The organism is Actinomycetota bacterium (assembly GCA_019347575.1).
In the GTDB taxonomy this organism is placed as follows: Bacteria; Actinomycetota; Nitriliruptoria; order Nitriliruptorales; family Nitriliruptoraceae; genus JAHWKY01.
Map to the genome: position 1 here is coordinate 39,424 of JAHWKY010000011.1, position 20,833 is coordinate 60,256.

Annotated in this window: 21 protein-coding genes; 9 read left to right on the plus strand and 12 right to left on the minus strand. The window is 71.0% G+C overall.

Annotation, left to right across the window (positions count from 1 at the left end):
* Positions 1 to 70 precede the first annotated feature (70 nt).
* The 5 genes from KY469_09045 to KY469_09065 are packed head-to-tail and all read right to left on the minus strand — an operon-like array spanning position 71 to position 5,354.
* Entirely contained in the window at positions 71 to 721 is a 651-nt protein-coding gene (locus KY469_09045; protein ID MBW3663230.1) for a sigma-70 family RNA polymerase sigma factor, read from the minus strand.
* On the minus strand, positions 718 to 2,328 hold the full coding sequence (locus KY469_09050; GenBank protein MBW3663231.1) for a serine/threonine protein kinase: 1,611 nt from the start codon (positions 2,326 to 2,328) through the stop codon (positions 718 to 720). Before KY469_09050 ends, KY469_09045 begins: the two co-directional genes overlap by 4 nt.
* 38 nt (positions 2,329 to 2,366) lie before the next feature.
* The gene (locus tag KY469_09055) at positions 2,367 to 2,750 is read right to left on the minus strand and encodes a hypothetical protein (protein ID MBW3663232.1); all 384 of its coding nucleotides are present in this window, start codon (positions 2,748 to 2,750) and stop codon (positions 2,367 to 2,369) included.
* A 52-nt stretch (positions 2,751 to 2,802) separates the two neighbouring features.
* Entirely contained in the window at positions 2,803 to 4,926 is a 2,124-nt protein-coding gene (locus KY469_09060) for a hypothetical protein (protein ID MBW3663233.1), read from the minus strand.
* Positions 4,923 to 5,354, minus strand: a complete 432-nt coding sequence (locus KY469_09065) for an NUDIX hydrolase (GenBank protein MBW3663234.1) — start codon at positions 5,352 to 5,354, stop codon at positions 4,923 to 4,925. Before KY469_09065 ends, KY469_09060 begins: the two co-directional genes overlap by 4 nt.
* A gap of 132 nt (positions 5,355 to 5,486) precedes the next feature.
* Here KY469_09065 and dtd point away from each other — a divergent pair, with 132 nt between their 5' ends.
* The 5 genes from dtd to KY469_09090 all read left to right on the plus strand — a co-directional run bounded on the left by dtd (position 5,487) and on the right by KY469_09090 (position 12,387).
* Complete coding sequence (dtd, locus tag KY469_09070; protein ID MBW3663235.1) at positions 5,487 to 5,936, plus strand: D-tyrosyl-tRNA(Tyr) deacylase; 450 nt, start codon at positions 5,487 to 5,489, stop codon at positions 5,934 to 5,936.
* 51 nt (positions 5,937 to 5,987) lie between these two features.
* Entirely contained in the window at positions 5,988 to 7,070 is a 1,083-nt protein-coding gene (locus KY469_09075; protein MBW3663236.1) for a PilT/PilU family type 4a pilus ATPase, read from the plus strand.
* Between the two features lie 77 nt (positions 7,071 to 7,147).
* Positions 7,148 to 8,596, plus strand: a complete 1,449-nt coding sequence (locus KY469_09080; GenBank protein ID MBW3663237.1) for a CCA tRNA nucleotidyltransferase — start codon at positions 7,148 to 7,150, stop codon at positions 8,594 to 8,596.
* Complete coding sequence (locus KY469_09085) at positions 8,589 to 9,362, plus strand: class I SAM-dependent methyltransferase (GenBank protein ID MBW3663238.1); 774 nt, start codon at positions 8,589 to 8,591, stop codon at positions 9,360 to 9,362. The genes KY469_09080 and KY469_09085 overlap by 8 nt, the downstream gene beginning before the upstream one ends.
* Positions 9,363 to 9,513: 151 nt before the next feature.
* The gene (locus KY469_09090) at positions 9,514 to 12,387 is read left to right on the plus strand and encodes a diguanylate cyclase (GenBank protein ID MBW3663239.1); all 2,874 of its coding nucleotides are present in this window, start codon (positions 9,514 to 9,516) and stop codon (positions 12,385 to 12,387) included.
* Here the strand turns inward: KY469_09090 and KY469_09095 are convergent.
* Positions 12,335 to 12,634, minus strand: coding sequence for a nickel-type superoxide dismutase maturation protease (locus KY469_09095; protein MBW3663240.1), 300 nt, complete (start codon positions 12,632 to 12,634; stop codon positions 12,335 to 12,337). The genes KY469_09090 and KY469_09095 overlap by 53 nt on opposite strands.
* Before the next feature lie 169 nt (positions 12,635 to 12,803).
* Here KY469_09095 and sodN point away from each other — a divergent pair, with 169 nt between their 5' ends.
* A complete protein-coding gene (gene sodN, locus KY469_09100) occupies positions 12,804 to 13,229 on the plus strand; it encodes a superoxide dismutase, Ni (GenBank protein MBW3663241.1) in 426 nt (141 codons plus the stop codon).
* 49 nt (positions 13,230 to 13,278) lie between these two features.
* Here the strand turns inward: sodN and KY469_09105 are convergent, their stop codons facing one another.
* A complete protein-coding gene (locus KY469_09105) occupies positions 13,279 to 14,631 on the minus strand; it encodes an MFS transporter (protein ID MBW3663242.1) in 1,353 nt (450 codons plus the stop codon).
* 154 nt (positions 14,632 to 14,785) lie between these two features.
* Here KY469_09105 and KY469_09110 point away from each other — a divergent pair, with 154 nt between their 5' ends.
* Positions 14,786 to 15,157 carry a DUF5318 domain-containing protein gene (locus KY469_09110; protein MBW3663243.1) on the plus strand — a complete coding sequence of 124 codons (372 nt, stop codon included), beginning with the start codon at positions 14,786 to 14,788 and terminating at the stop codon, positions 15,155 to 15,157.
* Positions 15,158 to 15,257: 100 nt separating this feature from the next.
* Here the strand turns inward: KY469_09110 and KY469_09115 are convergent, their stop codons facing one another.
* The 4 genes from KY469_09115 to KY469_09130 all read right to left on the minus strand — a co-directional run bounded on the left by KY469_09115 (position 15,258) and on the right by KY469_09130 (position 19,180).
* Entirely contained in the window at positions 15,258 to 15,707 is a 450-nt protein-coding gene (locus KY469_09115; protein MBW3663244.1) for an SRPBCC family protein, read from the minus strand.
* 235 nt (positions 15,708 to 15,942) lie between these two features.
* Positions 15,943 to 17,196 (minus strand): hypothetical protein, encoded by a 1,254-nt coding sequence (locus KY469_09120; protein MBW3663245.1) that lies wholly within the window; start codon positions 17,194 to 17,196, stop codon positions 15,943 to 15,945.
* 70 nt (positions 17,197 to 17,266) lie between these two features.
* Positions 17,267 to 18,463 carry a DUF2029 domain-containing protein gene (locus KY469_09125; GenBank protein MBW3663246.1) on the minus strand — a complete coding sequence of 399 codons (1,197 nt, stop codon included), beginning with the start codon at positions 18,461 to 18,463 and terminating at the stop codon, positions 17,267 to 17,269.
* A 138-nt stretch (positions 18,464 to 18,601) separates the two neighbouring features.
* Entirely contained in the window at positions 18,602 to 19,180 is a 579-nt protein-coding gene (locus KY469_09130; protein MBW3663247.1) for a hypothetical protein, read from the minus strand.
* A 125-nt stretch (positions 19,181 to 19,305) separates the two neighbouring features.
* Between KY469_09130 and KY469_09135 the strand changes: the two genes are divergently transcribed.
* Together KY469_09135 and KY469_09140 are read left to right on the plus strand one after the other, a co-directional pair.
* Positions 19,306 to 19,791 carry a DUF421 domain-containing protein gene (locus KY469_09135; protein MBW3663248.1) on the plus strand — a complete coding sequence of 162 codons (486 nt, stop codon included), beginning with the start codon at positions 19,306 to 19,308 and terminating at the stop codon, positions 19,789 to 19,791.
* Positions 19,792 to 19,853: 62 nt separating this feature from the next.
* Positions 19,854 to 20,594 (plus strand): alanyl-tRNA editing protein, encoded by a 741-nt coding sequence (locus KY469_09140; protein MBW3663249.1) that lies wholly within the window; start codon positions 19,854 to 19,856, stop codon positions 20,592 to 20,594.
* Here the strand turns inward: KY469_09140 and KY469_09145 are convergent.
* Positions 20,582 to 20,818 carry a hypothetical protein gene (locus tag KY469_09145; protein ID MBW3663250.1) on the minus strand — a complete coding sequence of 79 codons (237 nt, stop codon included), beginning with the start codon at positions 20,816 to 20,818 and terminating at the stop codon, positions 20,582 to 20,584. The two genes, KY469_09140 and KY469_09145, sit on opposite strands and share 13 nt — an antisense overlap.
* Between the last annotated feature and the right edge of the window lie 15 nt (positions 20,819 to 20,833).

Sequence of the window (20,833 nt, forward strand, 5' to 3'; positions counted from 1 at the left end):
CCATGGTCTCCTCCAGGGAGTAAGAGGTCGCGGAGGTCCCAGAAGTTCCGGGCCAGCGCGAGATGCCCTCCTACTCCGGTGGGCCCCGTGCGGTCCTGCGCCTGGATGCCGGGGTCGAGGGGGCGTCGTGCTGGTCGGAGGGTGGCGCGGGGTCCCCCGGTTCCTCCTCGAGGAGGACGGCCATCTGGGCTCGGGCGCGGTGGACGCGGCTCTTGACCGTTCCGACGGGTAGCTCGAGCGCCTCGGCGACCTCGCGGTAGCCCTGACCCTCGATGGCGACGAGGATCAGCAGCGTGCGGGACAACTCGTCGAGTTGAGCGAGCGCGCGCTGGACCTGCATCACCGTCTCGGTCGCCCCGATGGCCTCGTCCTCCAGCGCGAGAGCGTCGCCGGCGAACTCCCCGACGTCCTCGACGGGTGTCTGGGGGCGGCGCGCGCGCTTGCGGGCGAGGTCGTTGCACACGTTGACCGTGACGCGGTAGATCCAGGTGGACAGCTTGCTGTTCCCGCGGAACGAGCCCGCCCGGCGCAGGATGGTCAGCAGGGTCTCCTGGGTCGCGTCCTGCGCGTCGGTGTGGTCGCCGAAGTAGCGGTAGCAGATGCCGTACACGCGGCGTTCGTAGCGGTCCACGAGCTCGGCGAAGGCGTTGTCACGCACGTGTCCGGTCGCCGCGACGAATGCGGCGATCAACTCCTCATCGGTGCGCGTATCTGCCATCACGATCGCCCCACGAAGCTGACCTCGGCGATGCCTGCCTCGAACCGGCCGTCGTCGCGGGGCGCCAGCTCGGTGATCCACAGCAACCAGTAGCGCGCGCCCGGAACCTCGTCGGGAACCGTGAACGAGCCGGTCTCCTGCAACACGACGGGAGCGATGACCGGTTCTCCCCAGGCCGCGAAGGCATCCAATCCGGCAGCGTCGATGTCCCTGAGCTGATCGACGGCGTGCACCTGGACGGTGATCCCCGGTGTCGTGACGGCCACTCGGACCTCCGCCACGTCACGGGTGGTGCCCAGGTCGAACCACAGACCTGCTCCCGGCTTGAGGTTGCCGAACTGGGGGGCGCGCTGGTACGGCTCGGTGGTCCACGCGGTCGCGGGATCGCCGTCGTGGGCGAGGGGGACCTCGTCGGGACTCTCCCTCCGGTCCGGTGTGCCGAAGGGGTCGAAGTCGCTGGTGGCCTCGATCGGCAACGTTTCGGTCCCGGTGCCCGCGTCGGGCGCCGACGGGCCGCCGTCGAGGTCGCCGAGCGCCCGCGTGGCGAGGAAGGCGATCGTGGCCAGCAGCAGCGTGCCGACGATCAGCACCATCCAGCGGCTGGGGTCGGTCCGCGGTTCGCGCATCGACGGCAGCGTGGTCGTCTCGTCCCCCGCGGCACCGACCGGCGAGACCAGACGTGAAGTCACCTCCGATGGGCGGGTGGGCACGAGACGCCCGAGTCCATCCGCGAGGGCGATCCCGTCGGGGAAGCGTTCGTCCGGGTCGCGCCGCGTTGCCCGGACGAGGACGTCGTCGAGGCCGCGCGGGACGTCGGCGCGCAGCTGGCGCGGCGACGGCAGCTCCTGGTGCAAACGCGCCGCAGCCGTGGCCGTCGGGGTGTCGCCCTGGTAGGCGGGGCGGCCGGTGAGGCACTCGTACAGCACGACCCCGAGGGCGTAGACGTCGGCACGGGCGTCGACCACGGCGTCGCTCTGGAGCTGCTCGGGGGCGATGTAGGCCGCCGTGCCGACGACCGTTCCGGGGTTGGTCAGCTTGGCCTCCTCCATCCCGATCGCCTTCACGATCCCGAAGTCGGTCAGCTTCACGACACCATCGGTCGTCAGGAGGATGTTGGCGGGCTTCACGTCCCGGTGGACGAGGCCGTGGGCGTGTGCCTCTCCGAGCGCTGCGGCCACCTGCTCGCCGAGCGCGGCCACGACCACCGGGTCCATAGCCCCGCCGCGCTTGAGCAGATCGGCGAGGCTCGGTCCCGCAACGAGCTCCATAACGATGTAGACGATGTCACGGTCCGTGCCGACGTCGAAGATGGGGACGACGTTGGGATGCGTCAGCCGGGCCGCAGCCTTCGCCTCCCGGTGGAAGCGCTCGACCGTTTCATCACTTATGGCGAGGTGAGGGTGCAGGATCTTCATCGCGACCGAGCGGTCGAGCGCTCCGTCGTAGGCGCGCCACACCACCGACGCCCCACCCGAGCCGATGGGCTCCTCCAGCGTGTAGCGATCGTCGACACGGTGGGACGCGCCTGGCCAACTGGTCGAGACGGGTGGAGGCAGGTCGGGGGGCGGTTCGTCGCTGTGTGAGACGACGGTGGGGTCGTCGTTCCCCACGCCACCCCCCTGTGCGCGTTCGGACCGAGAGGCGATGGTCACTGTCTCCAGCGGGCGCGGCCATCGACCGAGGGCGTGGTGAAGTCCTCCGAGACCCGGTGGAGCAGGAGCGTGTTGGCCGCGCGCTGCACCGTGACGGTGACGAAGTCTCCGTCGACGCCGATGGACACGAGCTCGACATCCTCCCGCTCTGCGGCCGCCAGCGCCGCCTCCTCGCCCTCGGCCAGGTCGTCGGGGTCACTCATGACGTTGGCGGCGGCCGTGGCGACCTCGCGGGCGGGGTCATCGAGGGCGAACCACGTGAACGCGACGGAGAGGAACTCGTAGCCCACCAGCGCGATGACCGCCATGAACACGACGAGCTGGATCAACCACCTGCTGATGACCTCCCCTGCTTCGTCCGTGTGCATGCGGTGCCGCATCGTCACCCTCCCGCGCCGGCGCGATCGTACCCAGCCGAGGTCCTCTGGCCGGTCACACCCGTTCACGATTGACGACCTCGAGGCGGGGTCTGCTGGGGCGTGACCGTCGCCACAGACCGATCATCAGCAGCACGAGAACGACGACGACGGTGCCGATGATCGCGGGGCCGCTGATCGCGGTCGAACGCACCGGGATGGTCCCGGTCGCCAGGAGACGGCTGCCGGTCACGTCGGTGACGGTGACGATCACGCCGAACGATCCCGGCGCCGCGACCCGTACCGGGAACGCGAGGGTGCGTACACCTGGTTGCTCGAACGTGATCACCTCCTCCTGGCCCTCCGTCCAACGCAGGCTCGCGCGGCTCTCCAGCGTCACGAGGACCTGCAGCGGGTCGCCGGTCCGCCGTTGGATCGTGACCGGGATCGTCCCTGACTCGGACGTCAGGGTGATGCGCGCCCCGGTGGGGACATCGATCTCACCGAACGCGCGGGCGACGGTCGCCATCACGTCCTCCACCATCGCGGTTCCCGTCGCGCCTCCCCGGTACCAGATCGACGGGGCGCGCAGCAGCTGACGCTCGAGCGCGGTGACCTCGCGGCCGGCGATGCGGTCGTCGAGCTCCCCCGGGATCGCCTCGAGCAGCGTCGCGAGGTCGGCTCGCGCCGACACGAGCGCTTGCTCGAGGGCGAGCGAGAGGTTGGTCGGTCGCTCACGCAACGTTGCGGGAGCCGGAGGCACCGCGCTGGATGCGAGCTGGCCGGCGGGATCGGTCAGCCGTAACCACGGCGCCTCGTGCGCTGCGGCGTACAGCGCCGCGGCCAGAGGTCCGTCGATAGCCCAGTCCAGTGGCGGGTGGATCGCCAGGGCACGTCCCGGCGCGTTCGGGCGTTCTCCCCACAGCACCGCGGTCTCGGCGAGCAGACGCTGCGCCGCGACCGTCGGCCCGTGGCGTGGGTCGGGCTCGAGTACGACCTGATCGAGGTACGGGTCGGGCACGGTCGTGGTGAGCCGTCGGCCCCGCGGTGTGGTGAGGGCCCGGACGGGGTTGGGCAGCTCGGGGTAGTTGGCGAGGTCGTGGGGGTAGGTCACCTGGTTGGCGGGCAGCAGGAGGTGCTCGATCCCGTTCTCGACGAGCACATCGAGCACGGGGCGGTTGACCGGCGTCGTCACCCAGAACGTGGCGGGGTCGGGGCGGCGCTCGAGGGCATCGTCGAGGCGCCGTCGACCCTGGCTCGTGGCCGTCCCCGCCTCGCTGTCGAGGGGCGGGGGCGCTGCTGCCAGTGCGGCGACGTCGGCGTCGGCGTAGCTGCCCGCCACCGGCTCGAACGCGGTGCTGGCACCGACGGCACGGAGCCGCGACAGGAACTCCTCGGAGCGGACCGCTGGCGCCTCCGATGGGCTCACCTCGCGGCGGGTGCCATCGCTCTCGACGACGGTGAAGCCATCGGCACGGTCCTGCAGGTCCTCCAGCAGGTGAGCTGCCGGAGCGAGCAGCACCTCCGGAGCGTCACTCCTCTCCACGATCCGGAGCAACGTGTCGAGTCGCCCTCCAGGTCGGATCGAGACATCGACGTCCGGTGGGTAGACATCGCCGGGTAGGCGCCACGGTGGCTCGTTGAGGGGCCACACGAAGGTTGTGTGGAGGGGTTCGGTGACGGGCTCCGCCAGGTAGACGACGGCGGTCGCGACGCGATCGAGCTCGGCCGCTCCCTGCAGGAGCGTCAGCACGACGGGGTAGACGGCGGTCGTGCCGGGCGCGGTCGCCCAGGGCATCTCCCCTTCGGGGCGCGTGACCGCGACACCCTGCACGTCGCCGACCTGCAGCGCGGATCCGTCCGCGATATCGATGATGGTCGAGTGGAGCAGCGCGATCCGGTCACCGACGTCGAGGACCCCGTGCAGGGTGCTGCGGAAACGCGCTCGCTCGAAGACCTCGACCGAGAGCCTCAGGTCCTCGAGGTCGGTGACGCCCTCGTTCTCCACCAGCAGGCGCAGACGTAGGTCCGCGGCCGGAGCTTCCGCGTCGGACGGCACCGTGCCTGGCCCGATGATCCCATCGAGGCCGGCGAGGTAGAGACCCGCCTCGGTCGCTCGTTCGGGTTGCGCGGCCGCCGGGACCACGCCCACGACCAGCGCCGCGAGGCAGGCCGCGACGCCGGCCCACGCTCGGATCACCCGTCGGCCCCCCTGGTGGCCACGTTCTCCCGCGGCCCGGACGGCAGCACCTGTCGCACCAGGTTGCGTTCGTTGCGGTGTGCGAGCCGGACGAGCGCGACGTCCACGGGGACCCACTCGACGTACTCCGCCTCGTCGTCGCGCTCTCCCGGCGGCTCCCCGTCGTGGCGCATGCGGTAGTAGTGCACGTACTTGTGGTAGCGGACCTTGTCGGGGCGCCACACGAACCAGTAGTCGATGGTGCCGAGCTGCTCCTCGATGATGGCGCCGTACCCGGTCTCTTCACGGACCTCGCGCACCGCCGCCTCCTCGGAGGTCTCGCCGGGCTCGATGCGCCCCTTCGGAAGGGTCCACTGGGCTCGCCCCGCTGCGTTCCGACGGGCGATGAGCAGCACCCACCGCTGGCCGTCGTCGCGGTCGTCGAGCACGACCCCGCCCGCCGACGTGGCCTTCCTGGTCGGGTACCTGGGCATGCCAGCGAGAGTAGCGGGTGGTGTGCGCGGCCCTGCCCGCCTCGGCTCCACGACACCTACCCTCGACGGGTCGATCAGGGGATGGTCGTGCGAGCCTTGGTGCAGCGCGTCATTCGAGCCCGGGTGAGTGTCGAGGCGGAGGTCGTCGGCGAGATCGGCCCGGGGCTGCTCGTGCTCGTCGGGGTCACGCATCACGACGACCGGGGGGTCGCGACCCGGGTCGCGGAGAAGGTCGCCAACCTGCGCGTGTTCGCCGACGAAGCCGGGGTGATGAACCGCTCCCTGCTCGAGATCGGTGGCCAAGCCCTGGTCGTGAGCCAGTTCACCCTGTACGGGGACACGAGCCGGGGTCGCCGACCTTCGTGGATCGGCGCGGCGCCACCCGAGGTCGCGGCCCCGCTCGTGGACGCGTTCGCGGAGTACCTGCGAGACTTGGGACTGGTGGTTGAGACCGGCGCCTTCGGTGCCGATATGCAGGTGGAACTCACCAACGACGGCCCCGTGACGCTGTCGTTGGAGCTCGAGAAGCGAGGGTGAGCGGAACCGCGACCCGCTAGGGTTCGGCGACAGGGGCCAGGAGGCGCTCGCGTGGTCACCATCAACGAGTACCTGCAGTACGTCGTCGAGAAGGGCGGTTCCGACCTGCATCTCAAGGCAGGCGGCCCGGCGTACGTCCGCATCGACGGCGAACTCAAGCCCATCACGAGCCTGCCCCCTCTGTCTCCGGCGGACACGGAGCGCTTCGCGTTCGCGATGATGGACGACCGCACCACCAACCAGTTCATGAACCACAGCGAGGCCGACTTCGCGTACTCGCTGCAAGGTGTCGGTCGCTTCCGGGTCAACGCTTTCCGACAGCGCGGCTCGGTCGGGATCGTGCTCCGCCGCGTCCTGCCCGGCACCCCGGACTTCGAGTCGCTCGGTCTGCCGCCTGCGGTTCGGGCGCTCGCCGAGGAGCACCGCGGCCTCGTGCTCGTCACCGGGCCGACCGGCTCGGGGAAGACCACCACGACGGCGGCGATGATCGGGCACATCAACCGCTCGCGGCGCTGCCACATCGTCACGATCGAGGACCCGATCGAGGTGATGCACCGCGACGAGTCGGCCATCATCGACCAACGCGAGGTCGGGGTCGACACGTCGGACTTCCCGCGGGCGCTCAAGGCCGTCGCCCGCCAGGACCCCGACGTCATCTTCATCGGCGAGATGCGAGACCTCGAGACCGTAATCGCCGCCCTGCAGGCCGCCGAGACCGGCCACCTGGTCATCTCGACCCTGCACACGACCGATGCGCGCGAGACCGTCAACCGCATCGTCGACTTCTTCCCCTCCGAGCAGCAGCACCAGGCGCGCATCTCGCTGGCCAACAACCTCAAAGGGGTCGTCAGTCAGCGTCTCCTGCCTCGTGCGACCGGCGAAGGGCGCATCGCGGCGATCGAGGTGCTGGTGATGACCACCCGCATCTTCGAGTTCATCCTGGACCCCAACCAGACTGACGAGATCCCTGACGCCATCGCCGAGGGCGAGTACTACGGCATGCAGACCTTCGACCAGCACCTTCTGCAGTTGTACAAGGACGGCCTGGTGTCGTTGCGCGACGCGTTGAGTGCCTCGACCAACCCCCACGACTTCCGGGTCGCGCTACGCGCGGCGGGGCTGGCCAGCAGCTAGGTGGCCTGCGCACAGGCCGCCTAGGACGGGGCCCGGGCACGCAGCCCTCCACGTGCCGACCAGTAGCCTGCTGGGTGATGTCCTCGTCCGAGCCCCACGGTGGGCTGACCCCCGACCAGGCCGCTCAGCTCGGGCGGCTCGTCGACGTCTTCCCCGAGGCCCGTGAGCTCGGTGAGCTGTTCGCCGCGGCGGGGCAGGAGCTGTACCTGGTCGGCGGGACCGTGCGGGACACGCTCCTGCGGCGGGGGGTCGATCGGCTCGACCTCGATCTCGCGACCTCGGCCACGCCCGAGATCAGCGAGAAGCTGATGTCCTCGTGGGCCGACAACGTGTGGCTCACCGGTGCCCGCTTCGGCACCGTGTCCGCGCGGAAGGGTGGCCGGCAGATCGAGGTCACCACCTACCGGTCCGACGACTACGAGCCGGGTTCGCGTCACCCCGAGGTCACCTTCGGCGACACGATCGACGGCGACCTGCACCGCCGTGACTTCACCATCAACGCGATGGCGGTGAAGGTCCCCGACTTCCTCTTCGTCGATCTGTTCGGCGGTATCAGGGACCTCAACAGCGGCGTGCTGCGCACCCCCACCGATCCCGAGGTGTCGTTCTCCGACGACCCGCTGCGCATGGTGCGGCTCGCACGGTTCGTCTCGGTCCTCGATGCGCGCCCCGACCCCGCGACGGAGGCGGCGGCTGCACGGATGGCGGAGGCGATCACAACCATCAGCACCGAGCGGGTTCGCGACGAGCTCGACAAGCTGCTGCTGGGCGCCGAACCCGGACGCGGTCTCGACGTCCTCGTACGCACCGGGCTCGCGACGCACGTGCTGCCCGAGCTCGACCACCTCCGGGCGTGTCGGGACCCGCTGCACCGCCACAAGGACGTCTACGCGCACACGCTCGCGGTCGTGGATAACGCACGCGACCTCGAGCCGGACGAGCCCGACCTGTGGCTGCGGCTCGCGGCACTGCTGCACGACATCGGCAAGCCGAAGACCCGCCGCATCCACGGCGACGGGACGGTGACGTTCCACCACCACGAGCTGGTCGGGGCGCGCATGACCCGCACCCGGCTGCGCGAGCTGCGCTACGACAACGCCACCGTCGATGCGGTCACGTCGCTGGTCGAGATGCACCTTCGCTTCCACACCTACTACCTCGGATGGACCGACAGTGCCGTCCGCCGCTACGTCCGCGACGCGGGCCCGCTGCTGAAGCGGCTCAACCTGCTCACCCGCGCCGACGTCACCACCCGCAACGAGCGTAAGGCCGACCGCATCCAGCGACGCATCGACGAACTCGAGGAACGCATCGTCGAGCTGACCGAGCAGGAGGAGCTCGACCGGCTCCGCCCCGCCCTCGACGGCAACCAGATCATGGACCACCTGGGCATCGAACCGGGACCGCTCGTCGGTGAGGCGTGGAACCACCTGTTGGAGCTACGGATCGAGAACGGTCCGATGACCGAGGACGAGGCCCGAGCCGAACTCGATCGATGGTGGGCCGAGCGCCAGCAGGATGACTGAGCTCCCTCCGAGTTGGCGCGACGAAGCGGACCGAGCCACGACCGCACCGTCGCCTCCGGGCCCGGACGAACCCTCGCCCTACGTCCCGATCGGCGAGTTCCAGGCGGGCAGCTACCAGCGCAACGCCTTCGCCCAGGGCACCGCGGAGGAGGCCGAGGCGCTGGTCGATGTGCTCGGGCTCGCCGCCGGCGCGGTCGTCCTCGACGTCGGCTGCGCCGACGGCCGCCACCTCCGCCACCTCGCCGCCCACGGTGTGCGCGGCATCGGGGTGGACGTGGTCCATGCCACCCTCGCGGCGGCGCCCCGCCAGGCCGGTGTCACCTACGTCACGGCGGATGCCCGGCGTCTACCCGTGCGCCCTGGGAGCGCAGATGCGGTGCTGTGCCTGTGCCAGGGTGGGCTCGGGGTGTCGCCGGCCACGGACGCGCGGGTCCTGGCGTCACTCGCGTCGGCGGTCCGTCCCGGCGGTCTCCTCGCCGTCACGCTCTTCCACGCGCTCGCCGCCGCGCGCAGCCTCGTCCCCGGCGACGCCTTCGATCCCGTCCACCTCGTGCACCACCACGTCGCCGAGGTCACGGGACGGGACCGGGAGGTCGCACGCCTCCCGCTGTGGACCTCCACCTACACCGTGCCGATGGCCGTGACGGCCGTGACCGCCGCGGGGTTGTCGGTGCGGGAGGTGCGCGGCGTGCAACCGGGGCGCTACCGCGGGAGCGGGGTCGGGCTCGACGACCCCGAACTGCTGATCGTCGGCGAGCGCCTCTGACCCGGGCGGGTGACCGGGGAACCGCTGCACCGCTCGGGTTCGCGCGGTGAGCGCACGCCAGCGGACGAGCGCTCCGTCACGGTTCAGGCTTGCATGCGCCTGGCCGATAACCACCCACGGGGGATCGACCAGTGCCGCGCAGGAGGTCACGGTGGCCGAGGTCGCCACAGCACCGACCGCTACCGAGCGGCCACGCGCGGCCAAGGGGCTCAGCCCCATGGCCGCAGTCGCCCGTGCCGTCTTAGTGCTCGGGGCGCTGGGGGTGCTCGGCGCGTGGACGGTGTTGGACTTCCCCGACGATCCTCGCTGGGCCGCCTTCGGCGTGCTGACCGGGGCCGCGGTCGTGCTGAGCTACCTGCAGGAGCGCCGTCAGCTCATGCCGATGTCGGTGTCGATGGTGGTGGTCGGCGCCACGACGCTCGTGCTGTCTCCACCGCTGGCACTGTGGTGCGCCTTCACGCTCGGGGTGTTCCGGGCGCTTCGCGGCGAGCGCACCTCGAGGCTGGTGGTGACGTCCTCATCGCTGGTGTTGACCAACGCACTGGCGGCGTGGGTGCGGCTGCTGGCGGACGAGCACCTCGGTGACCAGCCAGTCGTCTCGAGCGCCGACGGCGCCATCGGGATGCGTACCGCGCTCGCCGTCGCGCTCGCGCTCGCTCTTGGTTGGCAGCTCTCCCGCTGGATCGGCGCGTGGATCGACCAGCGTTCGATGAGTGCGACGTGGCGCCTCCACGCGCACAAGCGCTGGCTGCGCGACATGACGTTCGCGGCGACCGCCATCGTGCTGGCCATCGCCTGGGTGCTCTATCCACCAAGCATCCTGCTCGTGCTCGTCCCGCTCCTCGTCGCACTCCAGCAGGGCGCCACCGACGTGTTCACCGACGAGGTCAGCAGCGTCGACGAGCTCACCGCCCTGGCCAGCTCGGGGATGCTGCGCGTGGCGTTGGCCGAGGAGCTCGCCCGCAGCGAGCGGTTCGACCGTGAGGTGTCGGTCATCGTCGTGGACGTCGACGAGATGAGCGAGCTCAACCTTCAGTACGGGCACACCATCGGCGACGACGTCGTCCGAGGAGTCGCGGACCGCATCCGATCGGTGGCGCGTGACTACGACGTCGTCGCCCGCATCGGGGGCGACTCGTTCGCGCTGCTACTGCCCGAGACCGCCGAGGACGGGGCCCGTATCGCCGCCGAGCGGTTGTCGGAGGCCATGCGGTCCGGCCCGATCCGGGTCGATGGCGGGGCGACCTCGGTCCCGGTCTCGGTGTCGATCGGGGTGGCGACCTTCCCCGGCGACGCCGACCAGCGCGAGACCCTGCTCACCGAGGCCGAGCTCGCTGCCGCTTTCGCGCGCCTCGAGGGCGGTGACCGCATCGCCGCGGCGTCCAAGCTCCCCGAGGGGTTCCACCGCGCCGCCTCGGCCCCCGGTCGGGCGAGCGACGCCGTCCTGGCCCGGTTCGCGGGTACCGACGCGATGAGCGGCGACGGCGGTCCGTTCACTCCGTCCGACGATCCCCTGACGACCTCGTCCATCGACAGCGAACGCCTCGTGCGCGCCTCCAGCGAGCCGCTCGGTGGCGCCAAGCCACGGACCGACCGGCTCCTGCTCGCAGCGGCGATCGTCGCGGCCGCCGTCAGCATCGTCGCGATCACGAACGAGCCCGGCATCGCGGACGTCGGCCGGTTCGCGCTGTTCGCGGGCATCGCCGTTGCTGCGGAGTGGTTCGCGGAGTCGATCTACGGTCGCGCGAACGCCTCGTGGTCGGCCGTGCCGCTCATCGGCCTCGCCGTGACCCCGGCGCTGCCCGCCGCCGTCGTGCTCGCGGCGGTCATCGCCGGCATCGGCGGCGGGGTGATCCGTGGTGTGCGGGCCCGGCAGGCGCTGTTCAACACGGCGGTGCTGGTCCTGTCGACGCTCGCAGCGAGCGTGGTCGCGAAGCCGCTCACGTCCGGCGTGCTGTCGGCGGAGGTCGAACTGTTCGCGGCGGGTGCAGTCGCGGGTGTCGCGTTCTTCGTGATCGACACCTGGCTGGTGGCGACCGCCGTCGCGCTGTCGAGCGGCGCGCCCGTGTTCGAGATCTGGCGCGAGGACCTCGCGTGGCTGCTGCCTCACCAGGTCGGCATGGGTCTGCTCGCGGGGGTCATGGCGTTCGCTCACGACCGCATCGGCATCCTCGGGACCCTCGTGCTCGTCATCCCGGCGCTGGGCCTGCACTTCGCGCAGCGACAGTTCGTGTCCCGGACCCGCGACCACGTCGTCCGTCTGCGCAACCTCAACGACGACCTCCAGCACGCCAACACCCGTGTCGTCCGCGTCAACGAGCGCCTCACCGACGCGCTCGAGCAGGTGAACCAGGGCTACCTCGTCACCGTGGAGTCCCTCGCGCTCGCCGTCGATGCCAAGGACAGCTACACCGGCAGCCACATCGACCGCGTCGAGGCGTTCGGGTCACGGCTACTCGAGGTGCTCGACCCCGAGCTGCGCGACGACGAGGCGATGCTGTGGGGCTTCCGACTGCACGACGTCGGCAAGATCGGCGTCCCCGACTCGGTGCTGCTCAAACCCGGCCCGCTCGACGAGGAGGAGTGGGAGCTGATGCGGCGCCACCCCGACATCGGGGCGCAGATCGTGTCCGAGGCTCCGTTCCTCCAGGGCGCCCGCGACATCATCCTGCACCACCACGAGCGCTGGGACGGCCGCGGCTACCCCCACGGGCTGCGTGAGATGAACATCCCGTTCGGGGCGCGGCTGTTCTCGCTCATCGACGCCTTCGACGCCATGACGTCCGACCGCCCCTACCGCAAGGCGATGGCGATCGACGAGGCCCTCCACGAGCTGATGCGCCACGCCGGCACGCAGTTCGACCCCGAGATGATCGAGGCGTTCCTGCAGATCGACCCGAACGAGTTCGGCGAGATCCGTGCGCGGGTGGACGCGCGCCGAGACGCGCGTCAGGGCCGCTCCGGTGGTCGGCTCATCCCCATCGCCGAGGGCTACGAACCCTCCCGCCTCGCCGCCCACGGCTGATCGGCCAGCGGAACAGGACGATCGCCTCGACGTGCTCGAGCGGGACCGGCCCGAACGTGCGCGAATCGGTCGATGCTAGGGGGTTGTCGCCCCGCACCTCCACCCCCGCAGCGGTTACCTCCACGACGCGCTTGACGGCGGTCCGCGACGTCTCGCGCGGGTCGCGGACGACGACGAGCTGGCCGACCCGCAGACGCCGGGCGGGGCAGGTGACGACCAGATCGCCGGGGCGCAGCGTGGGGAGCATCGAGGTGCCTTCGATCCGGCGCGTCGCCCGGTTGAGCACCAGCGCCGCGCCCCACAGCAGCGCGACGGCCGCGGCGACCTGTCCGAACGTGGGTCGGCGTACCTGCAACGGTCTGCCTCGACGTGACTAGGCTCGGGGCGGACTCCCACACCGGCAAGGAGCCTCGCCCATGCGTTCCGCGTCCCTCTTCGACGCAGTCAACCCGTTCCGCCGCCTCCGTACCGTCTCCGCTCACTGCGACCTCATGTGCGGCGTGTACAACCCCGCCCAGGCCCGCATCGAGGCCGAGTCGGTCAAGGCCATCGCCGAGAAGTACCAGGACTCCGACGACGAGGTCTTCCGCCAGCGCTGCGTGATCATCAAGGAGAAGCGCGCCGAGCTGGTCAAGCACCACCTGTGGGTGCTCTGGACCGACTACTTCAAGCCCGACCACGTCGAGGATCACCCCAACCTGCACGACCTGTTCTGGCGTGCCACCAAGAAGGCCGGCGACGCCAAGAAGTCGATGGACCCCGCGGTGGGTCAGGAGCTGCTCGACCTCATCGACGAGATCGACGACATCTTCTGGCAGACCAAGGGCGGCAAGCCGTCGTAGGAGCCGTCCCGACCATGAAGGCGCGAAGCGCCTTCCCCCAGAAACCACGCTACGCACTCTCGGCGCCGGTGACGGCCTCGAACTCGTCCCAGGTTTCGACGTCTACGGGTGGGGGCATCTTGGCGAGCCAGGTGCGCGTGACGACGGCGGCGATGATGGCGACCAGGCCGACGGCGACGAGCACCGGTTCGGCGCGCTCGGCCTCGGTGAGTGTCAGCGCCCCGACCAGCGCCCCGCCGAGGAAGCCAGCGTTGTAGAGCACGTCGTACGCCGCGAAGACCCTCCCACGGAAGCGGTCTGGCAGGGCTCCCTGCACGAGCGTGTCCGTGGCGATCTTCGCGAACGCGAACGCTGCCCCCAGGATCAGATTGACTGCCAGGAGGCGCGGCTTGCTGAGCCCCGGCGCGAACACGACGCTGGCGATGCCGCTGACCAGCAGCGCCAGTCGCAGCGCCGACTCGGGGCGCAGATCGAAGCGGCGCTCGGCGGCTGGCAGCAACAGCGCCCCAACCCCCGCTCCGGCCCCGAACAGCCCCAGCACCAGGCCGACGTCGCCGGGCCCGCCTCCGTAGAGGTTGCGGAACACCAACAGCGCCGAGATCGACGCGAGGCCACCCAGCCCGCGCAGCAGGCTCATCACCGCGATCGGTGCCCAGGCGCGGCGCGTCCGAACGACCATCCGCACCCCGTCGGCGAACTCCGTTGCCGCTCGCCCGAGGCTGTGACGCAGCGGCGGCGGTGGCTCGGTGAGCTCGGGTCCGAGGGTGCGGACCGACATCCGGGTCGCGGCCAGCGCGCTCAGGGCGTACAGCCCCATCGCGGCCACGACCGCGAGCTCGGGCCCGCCGCCTTCCTCGCCCACCAGCTCAGCCACGATCGAGCCGAGCACGGCGCCCACGAGCGTGGACAGAGATCCGCCGATGCCGGCGATGGCGTTGGCGGGGACGAGCTCCTGTCCTGGAACGACTCGTGGCAGCACCGCCCCGAGCGTCGCCAGCAGGAAGCGGTTGACCGACAGGGCGACGAGCACGGCGGCGAGGAACAGCGGCTGGCCGATGCTCTCGATGGTGACGACCGGGAGCGCGAGCGCGACGACGAGCACGCGCACGACGTTGGTCCAGACGAGGATGCGCTGGCGCCGCCACCGGTCGATCACGACGCCGGCGAACGGGCCGACGAGCGTGAACGGAAGGGTCGTCACGGCGATGATCCCCGCGACCTCGGAGGCACTGGTGGCCTTATCAGGCGACAGGGTGAACAGCAGCAGGGTCGCGGCGCCGAGCTGGAACATCCCGTCGCCGGCCTGGCTGCTGTACCGCACCGCCAGCAGTCGCCGGAACCCGCCCAGGCCCACCAGCCGACGCAGGTGGTGGGCTCTCAGATCCTGGGTGTCGGCGGTCACGCGCGCAGCGTAGGTGGGGCGTCGCGACGACCACCGAGCACGAACCCGGTGGTCTTGTCAAGTGCCGTCCTCGCAGCCACGCTCCGTCGCCCCGACCGGACCCGTACCCTGCTGCCCAGCCCGTCCAGAGGGGGCGGCCGACCACGGAGGGCCCGTGCGTCGCGGAAGGATCGACTACCGGATGGCGCGTCGCGCGCTGCTGCGCGACGTCGTGACCGGGCTGCGTTCGAGGGTCGACGTCTGCGACGCGCATCCCGACCTGATGCGTGCGGGGCGCTCCATCGGGATCACCGGCTCCGGGGACTGCCCCATCTGTGACGACGGTGAGCTTCGCCAGGTCACTTACGGGTTCTTCGGCAAGGGCCAGACCCGACGCAGCGGCCGCGCGATCCCGCGTGACTCGATCGCCAACCTCGCGAAGCGCTACGGCGAACTCGGCGTGTACATCGTCGAGGTCTGCCCGGACTGCGGCTGGCACCACCTCCTCGAGAGCTACTGGGTCGCTCCCAAGCAACAGGCCAGCTGAGTCCGGGTCGACGGCGCGGCCCGTCGAGGGCGGTTGCCCGCGGGGTCGCGCCGTCGTAGCGGCCGGAGCGCGGGCCCCGGCCGTTCGATCCGGGGTGGGGTCAGCCGACCTCGCCGCGCCAGGCGCCGGTCTCGGTGCCGCGCGACTCGATGAACTCCTTGAACCGCTTGAGGTCGCCCTCGACGCGCCGGTCGACGATGTTCATGGCGTCCCCGGCCTTCTCGACCCAATCGGTCGGCTCGAGCTCCATCTGGAGCATGATGCGGCTGCGGTTGTCGTCCAGACGGTGGACCGTGACGACCCCGGATTGCTGCGTGTCGCCGTGGGCCTGCCAGGCGATGCGCTGGTCCGGTGTCTGTTCGGTGATGTCCGCCCGGAACGACCGCTCGGACGACCCGATCTTCACCGTCCACTCGAGCGTCGTGTCGTCGAGCTGCTTCACCCGTTCGACACCTTCCATGAACTCGGGGAAGGTCTCGAACTGCGTCCACTGGTTGTACGCCGTGCGGACGGGGACTTCGACCTCGATGCTCTTCTCGATGAGGCTCACGTGTTCTCCTCGGGGCGTGGGGTCGGTCGTCTGTCACGTTCCAGGGTGCAGCCGCGGTGGCTGCGCCCGAGGCGCTGACCCCCCACGGCTGACCGGTGGACCTGTGCGGCGACGGACGGAAGTCCGTCGCGGAGTAAGTCCGGGTGGGGCGCTTGCCGAGGGGTCGAGACCGCGCTCTCGGTGGCGGGTCCCGTGCGCCCCTCGGATCGATGGCGCGGATGCGCCGTCGCGAGTATCAGAAGACGTAGTACCAGTCGATGAAGAGGGCCAGGTGGACGCCGAGCAGGCAGGTCGACGCTGCGACCCACGTGGTCTCGGCCAGCCGACCGCGCGTCCAGACCGCGAACGCCCAGAAGATGGGGAACACCACGATCGCGAACCGAGGCGTCGACATCAGCGGCCGGCTCGGGAACGGGTAGGTGAGCCAGGCCAGCAGGTGGGCTGCCGTGTAGACGGCCAGGGACAGCGGGGCGCGGCGGAACAACCACACCGCCGCGACGGCGACCGGGACGAACACGAGCAGGTCGAGCGAGTGGTAGCCGGTCGCATAGCGCCCCGCCGTCTGCACCGCGAAGCGCACCGCGTCGACGATGGCGACGATCGGGACGGCCGCCTCGCGCTGCCAGTCGGCCTGCGCCTCGATCGGCCCGAGGAACGTGCCGAACCGCACGAGCCCGTAGCTGAGGTACAGACCGAGCCCGACGATCGGGGAGACGATCGCCGCCCACGCGACCACGCGTCGGTGCGCGCGCTGACGGATGGCCTCGATCGCGAGCGGCAGGACCAGCAGCACACCGACGTTGCGGGTAAGTCCGGCGACTACCCCGAGCGCGATCGGGACGCCCCACCGACCCCGTCGTGCGAGGACCACCGCCCACACCGTCACGGCGAGGAAGAGAGCCTCGGTGTACGGTGCGAGGAGAAAGAACGCGCTGGGGAAGACCGCCGTGGTGGTGACCGCCCGACGCGCGAGTTCGAGATCGCCGGTCTCGTCCTCCAGCAACCGGTGGATCCCGGCGAGCCCGGCCACGGTCGCGGCGAAGGCGGCCAGGGACCCTGCCAGCACGTAGGCCCCCCCGAGCAGCCGTCCGAGCACCGCCATCAGCAGTGGCCACCCCGGGAAGAACGCCGCGGCACCGGGCACGGTGCCGGAGGCGTTGCTCGGCGGGTAGCTGTCGCGGGCGATGCTCAGGTACCACAGCGCGTCGTAGCGCTCCAGACCCGCGCCGAGCAGCCCCACCCCCTGCTGCTCCGACGAGTGAGCTTGCCAGCCCTCGAAACCGGTGCTCGCGACGGGTTGGGCGGGCTGGACGCTCACGGGTTCGAGGCCCGGCAGCAAGCCACCGAAGGCGAAGGCCAGGACGGCCACCGCCACGCGCAGGATCAGGGTCGCCACCAGGGCGCGCCGCCACGCGAGCGGCAACGCATCCCAGCGCCGTCGCAGGCGTTGCCGCCTGCTCCCCGACGTGCTGACGTCGACCTCGTTCACGGTGTCCCTCGTCACGCGACCCAGCCTCCCCAGGTCAGGCTGGTCGTCGTGAGGGCGTGGCGCCACGATCTCACGCCGCGACCTCGACGCGCTCGTCGTTGGCCGGCACGAGCGGCCGGGCGGCTGCCCGTCGCCACCCGACCCACGCGACGGTGCCGAGCACCACGGCGCGCACCACGAGCGCGGAGCCGAAGGGCCCCCAGTCCCACGCCCCGTCGAGTCCCTCGTCGGTCACGAAGTTGGCGAGGTAGGGGAACCGGGTCGCGGTCACGGCGACGTCGGCCACGGCGAAGACGCCCCACCACGCCCAGCCGGGGAACGCGAGGGCGAAGAGCGGGAGCAGCCACAGGCTGAACTGCGGCGAGTACACCTTGCTCGTGAGCAGGAACCACGCCAGGAGCGGCAGCGCGGCGAGGTGCCAGCGCTCGGGGGGATCGCGGCGTACCGCGACGACACCCACCGCGACCGCCCCCGCCACGAACGCCCCGCCGGAGATCGCGTTGAGCACCGGCGTCGAGGGCGCCCAACCCGTGACGTGACCCGCGACGTTGGCGAGCGCGTCCCAGTCGGCGGGGCGCTCGCGGCTGAGGCGGAAGAACTCCCACCAGCCGCTCGGGGCTGCGACCAGGACGGGGACGTTCACAACCATCCACGCCCCCACCGCTGCTGCCGCCGTCGCGATTCCGGCGCGGCGGCCACGGGCGCGCCATGCCGCGAGCGCGACGAGTGGCACGAACAGTCCGGGGTAGAGCTTCGCCGCCGTGCCCAGCCCCAGTAGCGCACCCGAGGCCGTGTCGGCAGCACGCCGGTGGGCGACCAAGCCTGCGGTCGCGAGGAAGACCGCGAGCAGGTCCCAGTTCACGAACGCGCTGATCGCGAGCGTCGGGGCGGCCGCGAAGGCGAGCGCTCGCGGCCACCCCGTTTCCCGCGCCAGCAGGCCCGCGGTGGCCAGCCCCGCCCCAGCCAGTAGCAGCGCGTTCGCGACCAGGAACTGCCAGCCGCCATCCGACACCGCGCCCGTCAGACCCATCTGCGCCCCGGTCAGGACCGGGTACTCGACCGGATGGTCGAGGTAGGGCACCGCGCCCTGGTCGAGCCGTTCGGAGAAGAAGAGGGGAGGGATGTCCGAGTAGCACCAGCCCAGGTACTCGCCCTCGAGGCTGGAGGGGACGCCGCACCGTGCCTTGACCGTGAAGGCCAGCGCCAGGCTCAACGCGGTCACGGCGAGGGTCAGGGCGAGGGCCCGGCGGGTCATGCGCGCGAGCATAGGACCGTCCCCCCACCGCTCCTGTGCGGGGGGCCGCTCCGACACCCCGGCCCTGCCAGTGCTCAAGTAGCGAAGCGATAGCACGACGGCTCCGTGGAGACCTGTGCTCACATCTGAGGCCAGGTCTCCACGGAGCGATCAGCGAGGGATGAAGACACCCACGCCGGCGGAGCCGAGGCCGAGGACCATGAGCAGTGGCGCGGTCTCGCCGCCGACGTACCAGCCGATCAGGGCGGCCGTCAGGCCGGAGGCGACCATCGCCGGACCGAGGACCCGGCGGGCCTCCTCCTCCGCGGCGTCAGCATCGGGACGTTCGACCTGCAACCGCCCTTGCCGGTCCACCCACGCCCCGGTGGGTGCGTCGCGCCAGCCCGGCAGCACGCCTCCCTCGGCCAGTACCTCGAACACCGTCTCCTGTGGCAGCGACCCGATCAGCTCCTGCCAGTTCACGACGAGCTCGGCTCGCAGATCATCGCGCCAGCCGGAGGGCACCAGGACCTCGGCCTCCTCGCCGGCCGGGATGACCTCGTGATCGATGCCCTTGTCGCGCACGATCGCGACCACGCGCTCGGCGACCTCGGGACGGAAGCGTCCGAGCAGCGCGTCGACGCGTGGAGGCGGGGGCGGGGCGCCGGGGTGGGCGAGCTCCACGTGACAGTCGGGGCACTCCCGTACGTCGTCGTGGAACTCGTCGCCGCAGCTGGGACACAGGAGCATGTGACCGAAGGTACGCGATGGGAGCGGCCGGAGCTCTGCTCAACTCGACCCCAGGACGACTTCAGGAGCAGGCGAACGTGGACACGATCTCGGACTGGTTCGGGGCGCCGTGGGCGGACCTTGGGATGGTGGCGCTCGGGGCGCTGCTGGTTTACCTGTCGGTGCTGATCTACACGCGCGCCGCCGGGCTGCGTTCGTTCGCGAAGATGTCGGGCACCGACTTCGCGGGCACGGTCGCGATCGGTTCGGCCATGGCGACCGTGGTCCTGTCGAAGTCGGTCCCGCTCGCGCACGGGCTGGTGGGCATCGGCATGTTCTTCCTCGTCCCCGTCGGGCTCGCGTTCCTCCGTCGCCGCGGCACCGGCATCGACCAGGTGCTCGAGAACCAGCCGCTGCTGCTCATGCGCGACGGTGAGATCCTCGAGCACAACCTCGGCCGCGGCAGCGTGAGCGTCCAGGACCTGCGGGCCAAGCTGCGGGAGGCCAACGTGATCCAGCTGTCGGAGGTGAAAGCGGTCGTGCTCGAGACCACCGGGGACGTGTCGGTGCTGCACGGCTCCGACGACACCGACGTCGAACCGTGGCTGCTCGAACAGGTCGAGGGCGCCTGAATCGGTACCGTCACCGGCGCACGGGGTCACCGCCCCGTGCCCCGTCGGCCCGGGAGGTCACCGTGACCGAGCGCATCTACGCGACCGACCAGTACGCCCGAGAGGTCGATGCGACCGTCGTCGACGTGGACGCCGACGACGTCCGCGTGCTACTCGACCGCACCGTCTTCTACCCCGGCGGTGGCGGCCAGCCGCCCGACACGGGCGCGCTGTGGATCGGCGACGACCGGCTCGTGGTCGCGAAGGTCGCCCAGGACGCCAGAGGCGTGTGGCACTGGGTCGAGGGCGAGGGCCTCGGCGGGCTGCCGTCGACCGGGACCGAGGTGCGGGGTGTGGTCGACTGGGACCGCCGCTACGAGCTGATGCGGACCCACACCGCCATGCACGCGCTGTGCGGAGTGATCTGGGAGCGGTTCCACAGCCCCGTGACCGGTGGGAACATGGAGCCGGGCGAGGGCCGGCTCGACTTCGACATCCCCGACTGGGACTCCGACCGCGACCGCGAGCCGGTCGAGGAGGAGCTGAACCGCCAGCTCGCCTCCGCGCGGCCCGTCGAGATCGACTTCCTCCCACGCGAGGAGGCGGACCAGGACCCCTCGCTGATCCGCACGAAGGTGAGCCTGCTCCCTGACTCGCTGCGCACGGTCCGCGTGGTCGACATCGTCGGCCTCGACCGGCAGGCCGACGGTGGCACCCACGTCAGTAACACCACCGAGGTCGGCCACGCCCGCGTCGTCAAGGTCGACAACAAGGGCAAGGGCTTCCGCCGCATCCGCATCGCCCTCGAGCCTCAGTCGGACTGATCCTCGGATCCCTCGTCGTCAGCGCGCTGCTGCTCGAGCATCTGGAAGCGCGCCAGCTGCGGGTCGAACGTGGGGTTCAGCTCGCCCTTGGGCACCGGCGCGCCACCGTCATCGGGGCACTCGTCCTGCCACGGCAGCAGCTCGCGGCGGCAGATCGAGCACGCCTTCAGGTCCAGGTCGAGGTTGAGATCGTCCTCGTCGTCCTTCTCGTACAGGTACCCCACGGGGTCCTCCTCGAC

Bases quoted from the DNA above. Each gene is read 5' to 3' on its own strand.
- KY469_09085 (MBW3663238.1), top strand. From the start codon at position 8,589: ATGACTGAGCTCCCTCCGAGTTGGCGCGACGAAGCGGACCGAGCCACG.
- KY469_09125 (MBW3663246.1), bottom strand. From the start codon at position 18,463: ATGCTCGCGCGCATGACCCGCCGGGCCCTCGCCCTGACCCTCGCCGTG.
- KY469_09130 (MBW3663247.1), bottom strand. From the start codon at position 19,180: ATGCTCCTGTGTCCCAGCTGCGGCGACGAGTTCCACGACGACGTACGG.
- KY469_09095 (MBW3663240.1), bottom strand. From the start codon at position 12,634: ATGCTCCCCACGCTGCGCCCCGGCGATCTGGTCGTCACCTGCCCCGCC.
- KY469_09055 (MBW3663232.1), bottom strand. From the start codon at position 2,750: ATGCGGCACCGCATGCACACGGACGAAGCAGGGGAGGTCATCAGCAGG.
- KY469_09135 (MBW3663248.1), top strand. From the start codon at position 19,306: ATGGTGGCGCTCGGGGCGCTGCTGGTTTACCTGTCGGTGCTGATCTAC.
- KY469_09080 (MBW3663237.1), top strand. From the start codon at position 7,148: ATGTCCTCGTCCGAGCCCCACGGTGGGCTGACCCCCGACCAGGCCGCT.
- sodN (MBW3663241.1), top strand. From the start codon at position 12,804: ATGCGTTCCGCGTCCCTCTTCGACGCAGTCAACCCGTTCCGCCGCCTC.